12 protein-coding genes and 2 pseudogenes are annotated in these 17,427 nt (G+C 72.8%); 6 read left to right on the forward strand and 8 right to left on the reverse strand.

Annotated features, from left to right (window positions below; all coding sequences use genetic code 11):
- Positions 1-2: 2 nt before the first annotated feature.
- Genes LX15_RS10440 through LX15_RS10450 form a run of 3 tightly spaced genes read right to left on the reverse strand, consistent with a single transcriptional unit; the run spans position 3 to position 4,791 of the window.
- Positions 3-1,553 carry a GMC family oxidoreductase gene (locus LX15_RS10440; RefSeq protein WP_253669319.1) on the reverse strand — a complete coding sequence of 517 codons (1,551 nt, stop codon included), beginning with the start codon at positions 1,551-1,553 and terminating at the stop codon, positions 3-5.
- The gene (locus LX15_RS10445; protein WP_253669320.1) at positions 1,550-3,082 is read right to left on the reverse strand and encodes an aldehyde dehydrogenase family protein; all 1,533 of its coding nucleotides are present in this window, start codon (positions 3,080-3,082) and stop codon (positions 1,550-1,552) included. The genes LX15_RS10440 and LX15_RS10445 overlap by 4 nt, the downstream gene beginning before the upstream one ends.
- Complete coding sequence (locus LX15_RS10450; protein WP_253669321.1) at positions 3,079-4,791, reverse strand: high affinity choline transporter 1; 1,713 nt, start codon at positions 4,789-4,791, stop codon at positions 3,079-3,081. Before LX15_RS10450 ends, LX15_RS10445 begins: the two co-directional genes overlap by 4 nt.
- Positions 4,792-5,017: 226 nt before the next feature.
- Between LX15_RS10450 and LX15_RS10455 the strand changes: the two genes are divergently transcribed.
- The gene (locus tag LX15_RS10455; RefSeq protein WP_253669322.1) at positions 5,018-6,115 is read left to right on the forward strand and encodes an Rv2578c family radical SAM protein; all 1,098 of its coding nucleotides are present in this window, start codon (positions 5,018-5,020) and stop codon (positions 6,113-6,115) included.
- Positions 6,116-6,133: 18 nt separating this feature from the next.
- On the opposite strand, the gene LX15_RS10460 is transcribed toward LX15_RS10455, so the two are convergent.
- The 4 genes and pseudogenes from LX15_RS10460 to LX15_RS10475 form a co-directional block, all read right to left on the reverse strand.
- Positions 6,134-6,334: a PDDEXK family nuclease gene (locus LX15_RS10460; RefSeq protein ID WP_253669323.1), complete on the reverse strand. Its 201-nt coding sequence runs from the start codon at positions 6,332-6,334 to the stop codon at positions 6,134-6,136.
- Between the two features lie 136 nt (positions 6,335-6,470).
- Positions 6,471-6,758 (reverse strand): annotated as a pseudogene (locus LX15_RS10465) (Uma2 family endonuclease); the annotation flags it as partial.
- Positions 6,759-6,806: 48 nt separating this feature from the next.
- Positions 6,807-7,142, reverse strand: a complete 336-nt coding sequence (locus LX15_RS10470) for a Uma2 family endonuclease (protein WP_253669324.1) — start codon at positions 7,140-7,142, stop codon at positions 6,807-6,809.
- 38 nt (positions 7,143-7,180) lie between these two features.
- A pseudogene (locus LX15_RS10475) lies at positions 7,181-7,456 on the reverse strand (hypothetical protein); the annotation flags it as partial.
- A gap of 516 nt (positions 7,457-7,972) precedes the next feature.
- On the opposite strand from LX15_RS10475, the gene aspS reads away from it, so the two are divergent.
- The 5 genes from aspS (at position 7,973) to LX15_RS10500 (ending at position 15,631) form a co-directional block, all read left to right on the forward strand.
- Positions 7,973-9,763, forward strand: a complete 1,791-nt coding sequence (gene aspS, locus LX15_RS10480) for an aspartate--tRNA ligase (protein WP_253669325.1) — start codon at positions 7,973-7,975, stop codon at positions 9,761-9,763.
- 7 nt (positions 9,764-9,770) lie between these two features.
- The gene (locus tag LX15_RS10485) at positions 9,771-10,724 is read left to right on the forward strand and encodes a DUF389 domain-containing protein (protein ID WP_253669326.1); all 954 of its coding nucleotides are present in this window, start codon (positions 9,771-9,773) and stop codon (positions 10,722-10,724) included.
- Between the two features lie 194 nt (positions 10,725-10,918).
- A complete protein-coding gene (locus LX15_RS10490; RefSeq protein WP_253669327.1) occupies positions 10,919-12,199 on the forward strand; it encodes a hypothetical protein in 1,281 nt (426 codons plus the stop codon).
- Between the two features lie 1,316 nt (positions 12,200-13,515).
- On the forward strand, positions 13,516-14,124 hold the full coding sequence (locus LX15_RS10495; RefSeq protein ID WP_253669328.1) for a carbonic anhydrase: 609 nt from the start codon (positions 13,516-13,518) through the stop codon (positions 14,122-14,124).
- A 13-nt stretch (positions 14,125-14,137) separates the two neighbouring features.
- The gene (locus LX15_RS10500) at positions 14,138-15,631 is read left to right on the forward strand and encodes a SulP family inorganic anion transporter (RefSeq protein ID WP_253669329.1); all 1,494 of its coding nucleotides are present in this window, start codon (positions 14,138-14,140) and stop codon (positions 15,629-15,631) included.
- Between the two features lie 154 nt (positions 15,632-15,785).
- Here the strand turns inward: LX15_RS10500 and LX15_RS10505 are convergent, their stop codons facing one another.
- Positions 15,786-17,417, reverse strand: a complete 1,632-nt coding sequence (locus LX15_RS10505; RefSeq protein WP_253669330.1) for an alkaline phosphatase D family protein — start codon at positions 17,415-17,417, stop codon at positions 15,786-15,788.
- Positions 17,418-17,427 lie beyond the last annotated feature (10 nt).

Below are 17,427 nucleotides of genomic sequence, written 5' to 3' on the forward strand. Positions count from 1 at the left end.
GCCTACCGCCTTCGCGCGGCCACCGGCGTGGTGCCCTCCGCCGGGCGGTGGCGCCCGGTGACGAACCGGGCCAGCCGTTCCCCGACCACCATGCAGGTCAGGTTCGGGTTGACCGTGGTCATGCTCGGGAACACCGAGGCGTCGGCCACCCGCAGGCCCTCGACGCCGAGGACCCGCAGCTCCGGGTCCACCACCGTGGTGGCCGCGTCGGGCGCGCCCATCCGGCAGGTGCCGGCCGGGTGGTAGACGGTGTTCGCGGTCCGGCGGACGTACTCGGACAGCTCGGCGTCGTCCACCATGGCCGCGCCCGGCGACAGCTCCTTGCCCACCCAGTCCCGCACCGACCGCTGGGCCATGATCTCCCTGGCCAGGTGCACGCCGGCGAGCATGATCCGCTCGTCGTAGCCCTCCGGGTCGGTGAAGTACCGGAAGTCGATCGACGGCGGCGCGTCCGGGTCGGCCGAGCGCAACCGGACCACGCCCTCGCTGCGCGCCCTGGCCACGTTCGGGGTCAGGGAGAACCCGTGTTCGGCGGTGGGGAACCCGGCCGGCCCGGTCTGCATGTCGAACACCTCAAGACCGAGGTGGAACATCAGGTCCGGGTGCTCGGGGTCCAGCACGTTGGCGAAGATCCCGACCTCCCAGAGCTGCGCGCTCGGGAAGTCCAGCGGGCGCTGGGACTCCCAGTTCAGCACGCCCTCGGGGTGGTCGAGCAGGTGCTCGCCGACCGGGAGGTCGGCCACCACGTCGATCCCGAGCGCGCGAAGCTGGTCGGCCGGCCCGATGCCGGACAGCATCAGCAGCTTCGGGGTGTCGAACGCCCCCGCCGAGACGACCACCTCCCGCCGGGCGCGCAGGATGCCCTGGTCGGTGGCGACGCCGGTCGCGCGGCCGTGCTCCACGAGCACCCGCAGCGCCCTGGTGCCGGTGAGGACGGTGAGTTCCTCCGGCAGCGCGGCCAGCGGGTGCAGGTAGGACACCGACGACGACTGGCGGATGCCGTCCAGGACGTTGAGCTGGAACCGGCCGGCTCCGGCCGTGAGCTGGCCGCCCTGGTTGAACCGCACGGTGGGCAGCCCCAGCTCGGCGCAGGCGTCGAGCACGGCGTGGTTGAGCGGGTTGTCCTCGGGCGGCTCGGCGACGTGGACCCGCTCGCGGACGGCGGCCACGGCGGGGGCGACCGCCTCGGGGCCCCAGCCGGCCGCGCCCAGCTTCTCCCACTCCGCCAGGTCCCGGTCAGGGGGGAAGAAGGCGATGCAGGAGTTGTGCGACGAGCAGCCGCCGAGCACCTTCGCCCTGGCGTGCCGGATGCGGCCGTTGCCCCTGGCCTGCGGCTCGATGCGGTAGTCGTAGTCGTACTCGGACTCCAGCAGCTCGGTCCACCGGCGCAGCCGGAGCACCTCGTCGCGGCCCTCGTCCGACGGACCCGCCTCCACCAGGGCGACGGTGCCCGCGCCGAGTTCGGCCAGCCGCCGGGCGGCCGTGGCCCCCGCGCTGCCGCCGCCCACGACGACGACGTCGAACTCGCCGAGGAGCTGGTGCTTGCCGGTCACGCCTCGTTCCCTCCGCCGGTGCCCAGCCAGCCCGACCGGGCCGGCCGCAGGTTGTGGTAGATGTGCTTGGGCTCGGTGTATTCCTCCAGCCCGGTCGGGCCGAGTTCGCGCCCGACGCCGGACTGCTTGAACCCGCCCCACTCGGCCTGCGGGACGTACGGGTGGTAGTCGTTGATCCACACCGTTCCGTGCCGCAGCCGCCGGGCGACCCGGCGCGCCCTGCCGGCGTCGCCGGTCCACACCGCGCCGGCCAGGCCGTAGATCGTGTCGTTGGCCATCGCCACCGCCTCGTCCTCGGTGTCGAAGACCTCGACGGTCATGACCGGGCCGAAGACCTCCTCGCGCACCGCGGTCATGTCGGAGCGGCAGCCGTCGAGCACGGTCGGCAGGTAGTACCAGCCGTTCGCCAGCGCGGGGTCCTCCGGCGCTCGTCCGCCGGCGCGCGGTACCGCGCCCTCGGCGACGGTGGCGTCGACCATCGCGGCCACCTTGTCGCGGTGCGCGCGCGAGATCAGGGGTCCGATGTGGACGGTCTCGGGTGTCTCTCCACTGTGGACATTCTGTTCGGCGAACCCGTCGCCGAGGCGGATCTCCCCGATCCGCTCCACGAGCGCGGACACGAACCGCTCGTGCAGCTCGCGCTGCACCAACAGCCGCGCCCCCGCCGAGCACACCTGGCCGGCGTGGAAGAACGCCGCGCTCAGCGCGTTGTCCACCGCCGCGTCGAAGTCCGCGTCGGCGAACACCACGTTGGGGTTCTTGCCGCCGAGCTCCAGCGCCACCTTCTTCACCGTCGCCGCGGCGTCGGCCATGATCCGTCGGCCGGTGGACAGGCCGCCGGTGAACGACACCATGTCCACGTCAGGGTCGGTGACCATCGCCCTGCCCACCGGATCGCCCGCGCCCAGCACGACGTTGAGCACGCCGTCGGGGAGCAGCGGGGCGGCCAGCTCGGCCAGCCGCAGGGTGGTCAGCGGCGTCAGCTCGCTGGGCTTGATCACCACGGTGCAGCCCGCCGCCAACGCCGGCGCGAGCTTCCACGACGCCTGCAACAACGGGTAGTTCCACGGCGTGATCTGCGCGCACACGCCGACCGGCTCGCGCACCACCTCGCTGGCCACGTCCCGCGTCGGCGGCTCCACCGTCCTGCCGGACAGCGCGGGGCCGAGGCCGCCGTAGTAGCCGAAGACCGCGGCCACGTCGGCCATGTCCTGCCGGCTGTCCGCCAACGGCTTGCCGGTGTCCAGGCTCTCCAGCTCGGCGAGCTCCTCGGTGTGCTCCCGCACCAGCTCGCCGATCCGGCTCACGACCGCGCCGCGCTCCGCGGCCGGCAGCGTCGGCCACGGGCCGGAGTCGAAGGCGCGACGCGCGGCGGCCACGGCCGCGCGCACGTCCTCCGCCGTCGCCTCCGCGACGACGGCGACGACGTGGTCGTCGTGCGGGGAGCGCACCTCGCGGGTGCCGCCGGCGGTGTCGGTCCACCGGCCGTCGATCAGCAGACCGCTCGGCGTCCTGGCCGTGCGGGTCATGCGGTCACCTCCTTGGTGATGGGGCTGGCCAGGCCGATGGCCTGGCGTTCCGGGGAGTCCGGACGCAGGGCCGACAGCGGGACCGGTCGGTCGACGCGTCGGGTCAGCCAGGAGACCGCCAGCGTGGTGACCAGTCCGGTCACCATCGCGACGGTGCGGAACGGGAACAGCACGGCGCCGTCCTCCTCCCACGGCCACGGCAGGAACGCCGGGAGGCCGAAGGTCGGCTCGCCACCGCTGGCCCGGATCACCAGGCCGACCACGAAGCCGGACAGCACCCCGGTCCGGTTGGCGAACGGGACGAACAACGCGCACACCAGCATCGGGAACAACAGCACGTAGACCAGGTCGCTGGCCAGGTACCAGAGCTGGTAGACGCTGCCGACGTTGAGCGCCAGCACGGTCGCGGCCGCCCCCACGAGGATCCCGACCCTGCGCACCACGCGGCGCACCCGCTCGTCGCCGGCCTTCGGGTTGACCAGCCTGCGGTAGAGGTTCCAACCGCCCATGGAGGCGGCGGACAGGATCGAGGCGTCCACACTGGACATCACAGCGCCGGCCATCGCGCCCAGCGCGACGATCGCGATCCCGGTCGGCAGCAGGTAGCGCAGCACGTAGGGAACGGTCAGCGCCGGGTTGTCGATCGGCGGAGCGCCGTGCGCGGTGAAGTCGGCCGCCGAGGCGATGACGCCGAACAGCGCAGGGGGGATCGCGGCCACCAGGCACAGCCCGCTGGCGGCGAAGGACAGGCGACGCGCGGTCCGCTCGTCCTTGCTGGACAGGACGCGCTGGAAGTACACCTGCCACGGGATGCCGCCGAGGACCAGCAGCAGCCCCATGTCCCACCAGTTCCACCACTTCGGACCCCACGCCGGGTCGTCCCACCCGGTCAGCGGCGGGAACAGGGAGGCGTAGCTGCCCATGTGGTCGGAGTAGGAGTCCCACGCCGCGCCGAGCCCGCCGACGGCGCCCGCGGCGAACGGCAGCGCCAGGAACAGCCCGATGAAGATCACGATGATCTGCGCGACGTCGGTCATCGCGACCGACCACGCGCCGCCGGCCACGGTGTAGGCGATGCCGATCGCCGCCGAGATGATGATCGCCGGCGTGAAGTCGAGGCCGACGATGACGGCGAAGGTGGTGCCCAGGGCGGTGAGGACGGCCCCCGACCAGAACACCTCGCCGAGCATCGCCGGGATCGAGCCCAGTCCGGCCACCCGCTTGCCGAAGCGGATGTCCATCGGGTCGAGCATGGTCATGAAGCGGCCCCTGCGCATGGGGCCGGCGAAGAACAGCCCGCCCACGAGCATGCTCAGCGCGTAGCCCCACGGGGCCTGCGCGAAGACCATGCCCCGGGACGCGGTGGCCTCGGCGGTGCCGCTGATGTAGCCGCCGTCCACCCAGGTCGCGGTCATCGTGCACACGCCGATCCACAGCGGGAGGCTGCGGCCGGCGACCAGGGTCTCCGCCAGGTTGCTGGCTCTGCGGGCGGCCACGACCGCGCCGAGCCAGTAGAAGACGCCGTAGAAGGCGAACATCGCGAGCAGCGCCGGCCAGGAGACCCGGGGCTGGGTGAGGGCGATGTAGACCGAGGCCACCACCAGCCCGAGCCCGAACACCCCGAGGGTGATCAGTCGGGACGGGCGGCGGGAGGCCGCGGCGCGGTCGAGTGGGGTCGGTTCGGTCGTGCTCGTCGCCGGGACGGACACACCTCTCCTTCCGTCGGTGATCAGGACCGCCGATCGACGCTAGACCAAAAGTGGGACGCAAGTCCCGGTTTGGGCGACGAACTGTGACCTTTCCTACGGCCTCGAACCTGTAACGAAGTGGCCTCGCGGAGCGAAATAGCGCCTCATTCGCGCAGGTGGGGCGCTGTGTCCCCGGTCGGGGTCACCGGGGTTGCCCAGGCCGTCGAACGCGTGTTCGAATTAGGCCATGCGGTGGAACGGGCAACGCGTGGCCGACGGCGACCTCGTCACGGCGCCGACGCTGCCCGGCCTGCCCGGTCTGGTGCGCAGCGTCCGCACCCCCGAGTTCCAGGGAATGGTGTTCCACGAGATCGCCGCCAAGTCGGCGCTCAACCGGGTGCCCGGCGAGTCCGCGATGCCCTTCCGCTGGACGGTGAACCCCTACCGGGGCTGCTCGCACGCGTGTGTCTACTGCTTCGCCCGGCGCTCCCACACGTACCTCGATCTCGACGCCGGGCGGGACTTCGACAGCCAGGTGATCGTCAAGGTCAACGTCGCCGAGGTGCTGGCGCGCGAACTGGCCGCGCCGCGCTGGCGACGCGAGCACGTCGCCATGGGCACCAACACCGATCCGTACCAGCGCGCCGAGGGGCGCTACCAGCTCATGCCCGGCGTCATCTCCGCGTTGGCCGGGTCGGGCACGCCCTTCTCCATCCTCACCAAGGGCACGCTGTTGGCCAGGGACCTGCCGCTGCTGGTCGACGCCGCCCAGGACGTCCCGGTCGGCCTCGGCGTGTCGATCGCGCTGGTGGACCGCGAGGCGCAGGCGTCGCTGGAGCCGGGGACACCCAGCCCCCAGGCCAGGTTGGAGCTGGTGCGCAAGGCCCGCGAGGCGGGCCTGCCCTGCGGGGTGTTCGTCGCGCCCGTGCTGCCGTGGCTGACCGACTCCGTGGACGTGCTGGACGACCTGCTCCGGTCGATCGCCGAGGCCGGGGCCACCGGCGTCACGGTGCTTCCGCTGCACCTGCGGCCCGGCACCCGCGAGTGGTTCATGGCCTGGCTGGAACGGGAGCACCCGAAACTCGTGCCGGGCTACCGCCGGCTCTACGCGCGCGGCTCCTACGCCGACCCGCGCTACCGGAAGTGGCTGTCCGAACGCGTGCGCCCGCTGGTCCGCAGACACGGCTTGGAGCCACGCGCCACCGCCCGGAAGGGAAGCCCGCTGCGCGGCATCCCCGGCGACGAGGAAGGCGACTGGCCGGACGGCGCGCTGCCGGGCGCCGACGACCTTCCCTCGACCCCCTGCGCCCCGCCCGGCGGCTCGGAGCAGCTCACGCTGCTGTAGCCGCGCCGGACGGAGCGGTCAGAGGAGCTGGTCGAGGTCGAGGGTGACCGGGAAGGGGTCGGTCGTGGTGAAGGTGCCGGTGGCGGCGGGCGCGTCTTGGTAGCCGAATTCGTCGGTCAGGTGGCAGGCGACGAGCGAGACCGGGTGCTCGATGTCCACGATCCAGTAGTGGGGGATGCCGGCGTCGGCGTACTCCACGCTCTTGATCTTGTAATCCATGCGTCGGGATCCGGGCGAGACGATCTCGACAATGAGGAGAACCTAAGAGAACCTCAGAAGCCCGTGCTATCCCGCGCTCCCGCCGCACCCGCTCGACGGTCGCCTTCTCGACGACGACGAGGTCTGGGCGGCGTACGGTTCCCGGATCGTCCGACGGCGCGAGCTCCAGATTCACGTCGACTTCCTGGATGGCCGTGAGATGGCCGGGAAGTTGCTGCTTGATCCGGTCGCACAGTTCGAAGGACGCGATCATGTGGTCCATCACCGGGCCGGGTGAGATCACGAGGTTGCCCTCCTGGAGCTCCCAGCGGACGCGGTCGTCCTCGCCGAGCGCCAGGTACTCCTCCACCGTCAGCAGGCATGCTCCGCCGGCCAGGAGGTGCGAGAGCGCGGGCTCGGCTGGCGGTTCCGGGATCGCTGTCACGGCTTCTCCTCGTGTCTGCCAGGCGGGTTCTTCACGGCGCGCGTTGTTCTAGAGGGGGTGCGCGCCGTCGAATTCAGCTTCGGAACGGGTTCCCTCGATCGTGAGACGGTCGATGTTGAGGGTGACCGGGAAGGGGTCGGTCGTGGTGAAGGTGCCGGTGGCGGTGGGCGCGTCCTGGTAACCGAACTCTTCGGTCAGGTGGCAGGCGACGAGCGAGACCGGACGTTGGAGATCCAGGATCCAGAAGTGCCTGATCCCGGCGTCGGCGTACTCGGTGTGCTTGGTCTTGTGGTCCATGCGTCGTGATCCGGGGGAGACGATCTCGACGGCCAGGAGGATCTTGGAGGCGCGCGCGATCCCGCCTTCCTCGTCCAACCGTTCCAAGGTCGCCTGTCCACGACGACGAGGGCCGGACAGCGGACGGTGCCGGGGCCGTCCGGTGGGGCGAGTTCGAGATCGACGTCAATGCCCTGGACGACCTCCAGGTGGGAGGGGATCTGCTGTTCGAGCTGGAAGGTCAGCCGCTGGGACGCGATCTGGTGGCGCGCCACCGGCTTGGGCGCGATGACGAGGTCGCCCTCCTGGAGCTCGCAGCGGGCGTGCTCGTCCTCGCCGAGCGCCAGGTACTCGTCGACGGTCAGTGACCGGAACAGCGCTGGTTGGACCAGCGGCCGCTCGACAGGGGGCTCAGGTGTCACGGAGCGGGCTCTCGCCGCGACTGCCTCGGGGCGTTCACGCGGCTGTTCGTAGCCGCCGCCCGCGCTGCCGGAAGAGCGCTCGGGTCCGGTTCACCCGATGGTGATCAGTCCTGCTGTGTCGCCGGGGCCTTCGGCCGGGACGGGCGGTCGTGCAGCGCGACGACCACGCGCACCGCCAGGGTCAGGACCACGACGGATGCCGCCACCCACTGCCACATCGGAGCCTCCACACCAACCGGGGTCGGGACATGAACAGGGGCGCCCGCAACGGACGCCCCACCCACCGTGACGGTACCGATTCCGAAACCCGTTCCCGCGCCCCGGCGTTACACCTGCAACCGCCTCGTTGTGCACTCGTGACCGAACGTGACCGGTGTGGGTGGCGACCGTCCGACGCGGCCGGAAACCTGTTGGGCGGCGCGCCACGGACGTTCGTTAGCCTTTTCGAGTCGTACCGCGCGCGTGTCCCCTACACCGCGCGCGTCACCACAGGCACCAACAAGGAGATCGACACCCGTGATGCGTACGCACGAGGCCGGAACCCTCCGCGCCGAGCACGCCGGGCAGACCGTCACCCTCACCGGCTGGGTGGCCCGGCGGCGCGATCACGGTGGCGTGATCTTCATCGATCTGCGGGACGCCTCCGGCGTCGCCCAGGTGGTGTTCCGCGAGGGCGAGATGGCGGAGCGCGCGCACCGGCTGCGCGCCGAGTTCTGCGTCCGGATCGTCGGCACCGTGGCGCGCCGCCCCGAGGGCAACGAGAACCCGGAGATCGCCACCGGCGACATCGAGGTGACCGCGACCGAGCTGGACGTGCTCAGCGAGGCGGCCCCGCTGCCGTTCCCGCTGGACGAGCACCTCACCGTCGGCGAGGAGGTCCGGCTCCGGCACCGCTACCTGGACCTGCGCCGCTCCGGCCCCGCCCGCGCGCTGCGGATGCGCAGCGAGGCCAACCGCGTCGCCCGCGAGGTGCTGCACGAGCGCGGCTTCGTCGAGGTCGAGACCCCGACCATGACCCGCTCCACGCCCGAGGGCGCCCGTGACTTCCTGGTGCCGGCGCGGCTCCAGCCGGGCTGCTGGTACGCGCTGCCGCAGTCGCCGCAGCTTTTCAAGCAGCTCCTGATGGTCGCCGGCATGGAGCGCTACTACCAGATCGCCCGGTGCTACCGGGACGAGGACTTCCGCGCCGACCGGCAGCCCGAGTTCACCCAGCTCGACATCGAGATGAGCTTCGTCGAGCAGGACGACGTGATGGAGCTGGGCGAGCGGATCGTCGGCGCGCTGTGGCGGGAGCTGGCCGGCCACGAGATCGACGGCCCGATCCGGCGGATCAGCTACGCCGAGGCGATGGCGAAGTACGGCTCGGACAAGCCGGACCTGCGGTTCGGGCTGGAGCTGACCGAGCTGACCGAGTACTTCAAGGACACCCCGTTCCGGGTCTTCCAGGCGCCGTACGTCGGCGCGGTGGTCATGCCGGGCGGCGCGAGCCAGCCGCGCAAGCAGCTCGACGCCTGGCAGGAGTGGGCCAAGCAGCGCGGCGCCAAGGGCCTGGCCTACGTGCTGGTCAACAGCGACGGCACGCTGGGCGGCCCGGTGGCCAAGAACCTGTCCGAGGCCGAGCGCGAGGGCCTGGCCAAGGCCGCCGGCGCCGAGCCGGGCGACTGCGTCTTCTTCGCCGCCGGCGAGGCCCGCGAGGCCCGCGCCCTGCTCGGCGCGGCCCGGCTGGAGATCGCGCAGCGGTGCGGCCTGGTCGACGAGAACGCCTGGTCGTTCGTCTGGGTCGTGGACTTCCCGATGTTCGAGAAGGACGACGAGGGCGGCTGGACCGCGCTGCACCACCCGTTCACCTCGCCGACCTCGGAGTGGGTCGACCGGTTCGAGCAGGCCCCGGACCAGGCGCTGGCCTGGGCCTACGACCTGGTCTGCAACGGCAACGAGATCGGCGGCGGCTCGATCCGCATCCACAGGGGCGACGTGCAGGAGCGGGTGTTCTCCCTGCTCGGCATCGGCGAGCGGGAGGCGAGGGACAAGTTCGGCTTCCTGCTCGACGCCTTCAAGTACGGCCCGCCGCCGCACGGCGGCATCGCCTTCGGCTGGGACCGGATCTGCATGCTGCTGGCGGGCGCGGACTCGCTGCGGGACGTGATCGCGTTCCCGAAGACCGGCGGCGGCTTCGACCCGCTGACCGGGGCGCCGGCCCCGATCACCGAGCAGCAGCGGAAGGAGGCGGGCGTGGACGCCAAGCCGGCGACCGCGCAGGCCCCGCTGGAGCTGCCGAAGCACGCGCAGCCGACGCACCAGGTGTAGTCGCCGCGTGCTGCACCTCCGCGTGGTCTGCCCAGCGGACCAGACCGAGGACGTGCTCCGGGTGCTGCGTGAGGTGCCCGGAGCCACGCACCTCGTGCTGCTGCGGGGCGCCGCCCTCGACCCCGAGGGCGACGTGGTCGAGGCCGAGGTGGCCCGCGAGGCCACCGACGAGGTGCTGACCGAGCTGTGTCGCCTCGGGGTGGACCACAGCGGGGGCATCACGCTGGAGTCGATCGACACCGCCCTGTCCGACGCGGCGGACCGGGCGGAGGAGGCCGCGCCCGGCGAGGGCGCCGACGCGGTGGTGTGGGAGGAGCTGATCTCCCGCACCGGCGAGGAGTCCCGGCTCAACGCCACCTTCCAGGCGTTCCTCACGATCGCGTGCCTGCTGGCCGCGGTGGGCGCGGTGACCGACTCCGCGGTCACCGTGGTCGGCGCGATGGTGGTCGGCCCGGAGTTCGGGCCGCTGGCCGCCGTCGCGGTCGGCCTGGTCGGCCGGCGCTGGGACCTGGTGCGCCGCGCCGTGGTCGCGTTGCTCCTGGGCTTCCTCGTGGCCACCGGGATCACCGCCGGCGCCACGCTGCTGGCCGAGGGCGTTGGCCTGTTCGGCCCCGGCGTCCTCGACCGGGGCGCCGCCCAGGTCGACTTCGTGTTCCAGGTCGGCCCGTTCTCCCTCATCGTGGCGATGCTCGCCGGCGCGGCCGGCATGCTCGCCATGACCTCGGCGAAGTCGGCCGCGCTCGTTGGGGTGTTCATCTCGGTCACCACGGTCCCGGCGGCGGGGTTCGCGGCGGTGGCCGCCGTGCTTGGGCGCTGGGACCTGTGCGCCCGGTCGTTCGCCCAGCTCGCGGTCAACATGGTGGGCATCGTCCTGGCCGCGTGGCTGGTGCTGGTGTTGCGCCGGCGCGGCGCCCGGAACACCCGTCAGGGTGATAACGGCCGTCCGCTGGCCGCCGGTTAGGCCGTTCGGCGGGCAACCGTCCGCCCACTCGACCGTTACCTCTGTGTGTCCGTCCGTGCACCCCGCGCGGTCACACTGTCTCCCCGTTCCACCGTTCATCACGGTGACGCGGTCGGGCTCGTTGACCGAGGGGAACGGATCGGGGACGCGGGGTCACGATCCGAGGGCCGACATCGGGAGTAGGGTCGGAGGAGATGAGTGTGGAGATCACCACCGGACCGCCGGACATCGCCGACGAGCACCCGGTCGGTCCGGAGGTGGCCGCGACGGTGAAGGCGGCCGAGGCCGTGCTCAGCCGGCGGTTCGGCGCGGCCGTGCGGCTCGCCGACCCCGAGGACCTCGGCGGCAGCGGCCGGTCGGTGGTCGCGCGGGTCAAGGTCGCCGCCACCCCGTTCTCACTGCCGAGGACCCTCGTGGTCAAGCACTACCGGGGCGCGGGCGGCGCGGGTCCGGTCCGGGGGCGGCCGTGCTCGCTGCCCGACCACGACCGGGTGCCGGTGGCCAGGAAGGGCGCGCCTCCGGAGGGAGTGGACGCGTTCACCAGGGAGGTGGCGAGCTGCCAGCTCTTCACCTCGATGGCGGCCGAGGAGCGCGTCGGGCCGGAGCTGGTCGCCTACGACGCGGACGAGCGGCTGCTGGTCCTGGAGGACCTGGGCCGCGCGCCGACGCTGGCCGACAAGCTGCTCGGCGGGGACGCCAGGGCGGCGGAGCGCGCGTTGATCGGGTGGGCGCGCTCGCTCGGCCGCCTGCACGCCACCACCGCGGGGCGCGAGGCGGACTTCGAGGCGTTGGCGCGGCGCCTGGGCCGGGCTGGCGCGGACGACCCGGTGGCCCGGCACGCCAGGGTGGCGTTGACCGAGCTGCCGGACCTGCTCGCGGCGGCGCTCGGGGTGCCGACGCCGGACCGCGTGGTGGAGCGCGCGCACCGCACCGCGCGGCTGCTCGGCGGCACCCGCTACCGGGCGTTCAGCCCGTCGGACATCTGCCCGGACAACAACCTCGTGACCAGCAGGGGCGTCCGGTTCCTCGACTTCGAGTGGGGCAGCGTGCGGGACGTCGCGCTCGACGCCGCCTACCTGCGGGTGCCGTTCCCGTCCTGTTGGTGCGTGTTCGCGTTGCCGCCGGGCATGGCCGAGGCGATGGTCGCGGCCTGGCAGGCCGAGGTGCGGATGGCCTGGCCCGACCTCAGCGAGGAGGCGGTGCTGCCCCGGCTGCTCGACGCCCAGCTCCTGTGGGTGTGGGTGTCCACGTGGTGGTTCCTGCCCAGGTCGACCGAGCCCGACCGCCCGGTGGACGCCCACCTGCCGTCGCCGCGCCGGTCGCTGGCGCTGGTGGACCGGTGGGAGCGGTTGGCGGGGCAGCTCCGGCCGGTGTGTCCGGAGAGCGCGGGCCATGCCGAGGCCGTGGCGGCGGCGCTGCGGTTCCGGTTCGGCCTCGGGGACCAGGAGCTGCCGCTGTACCCGGCGTTCCGCTGAACCGCGCCTGCCCTGACCTGACGGGCAGGCGGTGAGCTGAGCGCGACCATTGCCCCGTCGGGTTGCCCCTCTCGGTCGGGCGGGCCACCTGTCGGTCAGGCGGGTCACCTGGCGGCGGGCGTCGGTGGGAGTGCTCCCCGACACCAGCGGCCTTCCGAACCTTGCTCGCCACGGTCGGGCGACGTGTCGCCCCCCTGACGAGTTCACCTGATCGGGTGGAGTCGTGGCGGTGGCCCGCTGCTGCTCGCGTGATCCACGGGCGTCCGGCCTTCCACGACACCAGGGCGCGGGGAGCCGGGGTCCGCGCCGTGTCCGTGCTGCTCACTCCCTGTGTGCCCGCTGATGGGACACGGGGTGCGCATCGAAGATCAGGGCACGCTCCGACACAAGAAGGTGAAACCATTTCGTGTCCGATTCGTCGGAAAGGTCGTGATCTGACTCACGGAGTCGGGTAGGCTCGGCAACCGATCAACTACTTTGGGTAATCGGGCGGACCGACGGAACGGGGGCGGCGTGGGCTGGCGGGGGGTGCGTGCGGCCGGGGTGGTCGTCCTCGGCCTTCTCGCCCTCGCCCTGGTCGGCTTCGGGTTGGCGCCGTCCTCCTCGGCGGCGGTGCCCTCGGTGCCCTTCTCGTCCGCCGCCCCGTGCGGCGAGGTCGAGGCGACGCGACCGGAACGGGAGGTGTCGGCCGACGCCTCGCTCCGGAGTCGCGCCGTTCCCCGGGGTCGGGTCGCGCGACGCGGTCCCGCTCCCCGGGACGACGGTCGCCCTCCCTGTCACGGTCGAGGAAATCTCATGACAACGGGGTCCGCCGAACGGCTCCCCGTGTCGCGGACAACCGCCGCGCTTCAGGTGTTCCGACGCTGATCGGCTTCTGTCGGGTGCGCTTTCGGAAACATCGTGGAAACAAGAGGGAAATCCCCTCGTCAATCGACGCCGCTCGTTGGGGCGCGTCCCTTTTCGTCCGCTGAGAGACCGGCGGGCCAACCAGATGGGTCCGCCTGACGTGCGGCTTCCACTCCCGTCGCTGTCCGTTTCGTGGATCTTCATGACGTTCGACCGATCTGTCCCATCGGGTGAGGAATTCCGCTAGGCTGATGATCGAAGTGCGGTGACGGGGGTTCCAACCGGCCGTCGTTCGGTCGGTTCGGGTGATTCGTTCCGCACGACTCGGGTGCGAATGGCGCAGCGCCCCGAGTTCCTTCGTGGGCGCCATTGTCGCCGTCCACGTGCCGCCGCGTTCACCGCTGGAAAACCGGGCCGTTCCCTGCCTTCCCTCGGCCCGATCGGACAACGAGTGACCCAGAGGCGAAGAGATGACATTCGAGCAACTCGTCGAGAACGCCCGCGCGCACCAGGCGCGGATCCCCGTCGCCCAGCGACGCCGACTCGCGGCCGGCCAGTCACCGGTCGCCCTGTTCATCACCTGCTCCGACTCCCGCGTCGTCCCGACGCTGATCACCGGCGCCGCCCCCGGCCAGCTCTTCGAGCTGAGGACGGCGGGCAACATCGTGCCGCCCTACCAGGAGGACCGGCCCAGCAGCGAGATCGCCACCATCGAGTTCGCCGTGGAGGAACTGGGCGTCTCCGACGTCGTGGTCTGCGGCCACTCGCACTGCGGGGCCGTGGCCGCCCGGCAACGCATCGACCAGATGGACCGGCTGCCGGCCGTCCGCGACTGGCTCCGCCTCACGACCGGGCGACCCGGCGCGCCCGTGGCCGAATCCGACCCCGCCGTGCGCGAGGCGGCTCGGCGCCACCTCGCCGAACAGCTCGCCACGCTCGCCGACTACCCGTTCGTGCGGTCCCGGGTGGAGCGCGGCGACCTCCGGCTGCACGGCTGGTTCTACGAGCTGGACACCGGGGTGGTCTGGTCGTGCCCTCCGGGGGCCGAACCGGCCGAGCCCGCCCTCCAGCCACTCTGAGCGGGGAGAAGCCATGAGTGTCGTGAACTACGTGGACCGGATCTCCCTGTGGTGGCGTCGGGACGCGGTGGCGGACCTCGGCGCGTCGCTGGTCGTGTTCCTGGTGGCCGTGCCGCTGTGCGTGGGCGTGGCGGTCGCCTCGGGCGCCCCCGCCGAGTTGGGGATCGTCACCGGCATCGTGGGCGGCCTGGTGGTGGGCGTGCTGCCCGGCAGCAGCCTCCAGGTCAGCGGGCCGGCGGCCGGGCTGACCGTGCTCGTCGCCGAGGCGGTGGCCCGGCACGGGCTGCCGGCCCTCGGCGTGATCGTGGCGGCCAGCGGCCTGATGCAGGTCCTGATGGGGCTGGCCAGGCTGGGCGGCTGGTTCCGCGCGATCTCGCCCTCGGTCGTCCAGGGCATGCTCGCCGGCATCGGCCTGGTGCTGCTGCTCGGCCAGGTCTACCCGGTGTTCGGCGCGCGGCAGCCGGGCAGCACGGCGGAGAAGCTGCTGGGCCTGCCCGGCCTGGTCGGCGGGCTGGACCAGGCGAGCGTCGCCGCGTCCTTCGGCGTGGGCGCGCTGACGCTGGCCGTGGTCGTGGGCTGGCAGCGGATGCCGGCCCGGCTGCGGGTGGTGCCCGGCGCCCTGGTCGCCGTGGTGCTGACCGCCGCGGCGGTGGCCGTGTTCGGCCTGCCGGTGGCCACGGTCGAGGTCGGCGGGCTCGGCTCCGTCATCGACCCGCCGGGGCCGCACCGGTTCGGGATGCTCGCCGATCCCGCGGTCCTCGGCGCGGCCGTCACCTTCGCCCTGGTGGCCTCGGCCGAGAGCCTGTTCAGCGCCGCGGCCGTCGACCGGATGCACTCCGGCCCGCCCACCCGGTACAACACCGAGCTGATCGCGCAGGGGGTGGGCAACACCGCGGCCGGGATGCTCGGCGCGTTGCCCATGACCGCGGTCATCGTGCGCAGCGCCGCCAACGTCCAGGCGGGGGCCCGCACGAAGGCGTCGCGGGTCCTGCACGGCGCCTGGCTGCTGCTCTTCGCGGTCTGGCTGCCGGGCCTGCTCGCCCTCGTCCCGCTCAGCACCCTGGCGGCGTTGCTGCTGCACGCCGGCTGGAAGTTGCTCGACCTGCGCCAGCTCGCCGCGCTGGCGCGGGCCCACCGCGCCGAGGCCGGCATCGTCGTGCTCACCGCCGGCGTGATCGCCGCCGTCGACCTGCTCGTCGGGGTGCTGGTCGGCCTGGCGGCGGCGGTCGCGAAGGCGGCGTGGGACGTCTCGCACTTCCACGTCACGTGGCAGGAGGACGGCGACGACCTGCTCGTGCGGCTCAGCGGCAACGCGACCTTCCTGCGGCTGCCCCGGCTGCTGGCCGCGTTGCAGGAGGTGCCGTCCGCCCGCCGGGTCCGGCTGGACCTGTCCGGCGTGCGGCACCTCGACCGGGCGTGCCGCCAGGCCGTGGAGAACTGGGCCGCCCAGCGGCGCAGGGGCGACAGCGACGTCCGGGTGTCGCCGCCGGTCGAGGTCGGGGTGTGAGGTCAGGGGCGTGACGCGCGGGGCGTGGGTGGGGAACGGCGGTTCCCCACCCACGCCCCTGCCCCTCCCGAGGTCTGCCCCTCCCGACGTCTGGCCCGGTCGGCCCCGCCTTCGGCCTTGGCTGTTTCCTCGCCGGCGGCCCGGGGGAGACGAGTCAGTCGAGCGGGATCCAGCTCCGCTGGACGCGCTGGGTGCCGGCGCGGACGCGGTAGGAGCGGGCGTGGGTCACCCCGCTGTCCGCCTTCTTCCGGTCCGCCAGGTAGTACCAGTCCATCTGGGCGGCGACGGGCGTCACCTCCAGCACCGACGCGCCGTGCGAGTCCAGCTCCACCCACCGGATGTGCCGGTTCAGGGCCATGATCCCGGCCTCCAGCGGGACCGACGCGGTGCGCGGCGGCGCCTTCAGGAAGTCGTCGATGTTGTCCGACGTGACCGACGTGCACACCAGCTCGGTCGCCACCGAGGGGCTCAGCGGGTAGGTGCCGGCGTCCAGCGGCACGTCCGACGCCCACGACGAGTGGATGTCCCCGGTGAGGAACACGGTGTCCCGCACGTGGTGGTCGGCCAGCGCGCGGAGCAGGGTGCGGCGGTCGGCGGCGTAGCCGTCCCACTGGTCGGTGAGCACCGCGCCGCCCTCCCTGGGCAGCCCGAGCAGTTCGGCCACGGGCGCGGTCAGCTCGGCGGGCAGCGGCGGCAGGAGCACCGGCGAGACCATCACCGAGGTGCCGACGAGCTTCCACTGCGCGGTCGAGCCCACCAGGCCGTCGACGAGCCAGCGCATCTGCTCCGCGCCGGTCATCGTGCGCTTCGGGTCGTCCACCGCGCCGTCGAACGGCTTGGCCTGCTGGGACCGGTAGCTGCGCAGGTCGAGCAGCGACAGCTCGGCCAGTCGGCCGAACCGGAGCCGGCGGTAGATCCGGTCCCCGACGTTGCGCACCGGCATCCACTCGAAGTACGCGCGGTGCGCGGCGGCCTTCCTCGTCGCGTAGTCGCCCTCGGTGTCCGGGCTGTGGTTCTGCGCTCCGCCGGACCACGCGTCGTTCGCGACTTCGTGGTCGTCCCACGTGACGATGAAGGGGTGGGTGGCGTGCAGCCGCTGGAGGTGCGGGTCCGTCTTGTACTGGGCGTGCCGCCGCCGGTAGTCGGCGAGGGTGACGGCCTCGTGCGGCGGGTCGTGCGGGCGGACCGAGTAGCCGAGCGGGAAGCCGCCGGGCCCGTACTCGTAGAGGTAGTCGCCCATGTGGAGCACGGCGTCCAGGTCGGCGCGTTCGGCGAGGAAGCGGTACGCGCCGAAGTGGCCCGCCTGCCAGTTGGCGCAGGAGACGACGCCGAAGCGCAGGCGCGCCACGGGGGCGTCGGCGGCGGGCGCGGTCCGCGTGAAGCCCACCGGGGAGGTCTGGCCGCCGTGGTGGAACCGGTAGGCGTAGCGCGTGGCCGGGGCGAGCCCGCCCACGTCCACCTTGACCGTGTGGTCGTGGTCGGGACCGGTGCGGACGACGCCGGAGGCGACGACCGCGCCGAAGGAGGCGTCGGTGGCGACCTCCCACCGCACCTCGACCTCGGGACCGACCCCGGAGCCGGGGACGGCGTCCTCGGTCGGCGAGACCCTGGTCCAGAGCAGGACGCCGTCCGGGAGGGGGTCGCCGGAGGCGACGCCGTGCTGGAACGTGCTGGCCGCGGCGGTCGCGGCGTGGGCGCCGGACGGGAGGGTGCCGGCCGCGGCGACGCCCAGCGCGGCGGCTCCGGTGGCGCGTAACAGGGTGCGCCGGTCCCACGGGGTGCTCACACCCCGTTAC

The sequence above is a fragment of the Streptoalloteichus tenebrarius genome, from assembly GCF_024171885.1.
Classification (GTDB): domain Bacteria; phylum Actinomycetota; class Actinomycetes; order Mycobacteriales; family Pseudonocardiaceae; genus Streptoalloteichus; species Streptoalloteichus tenebrarius.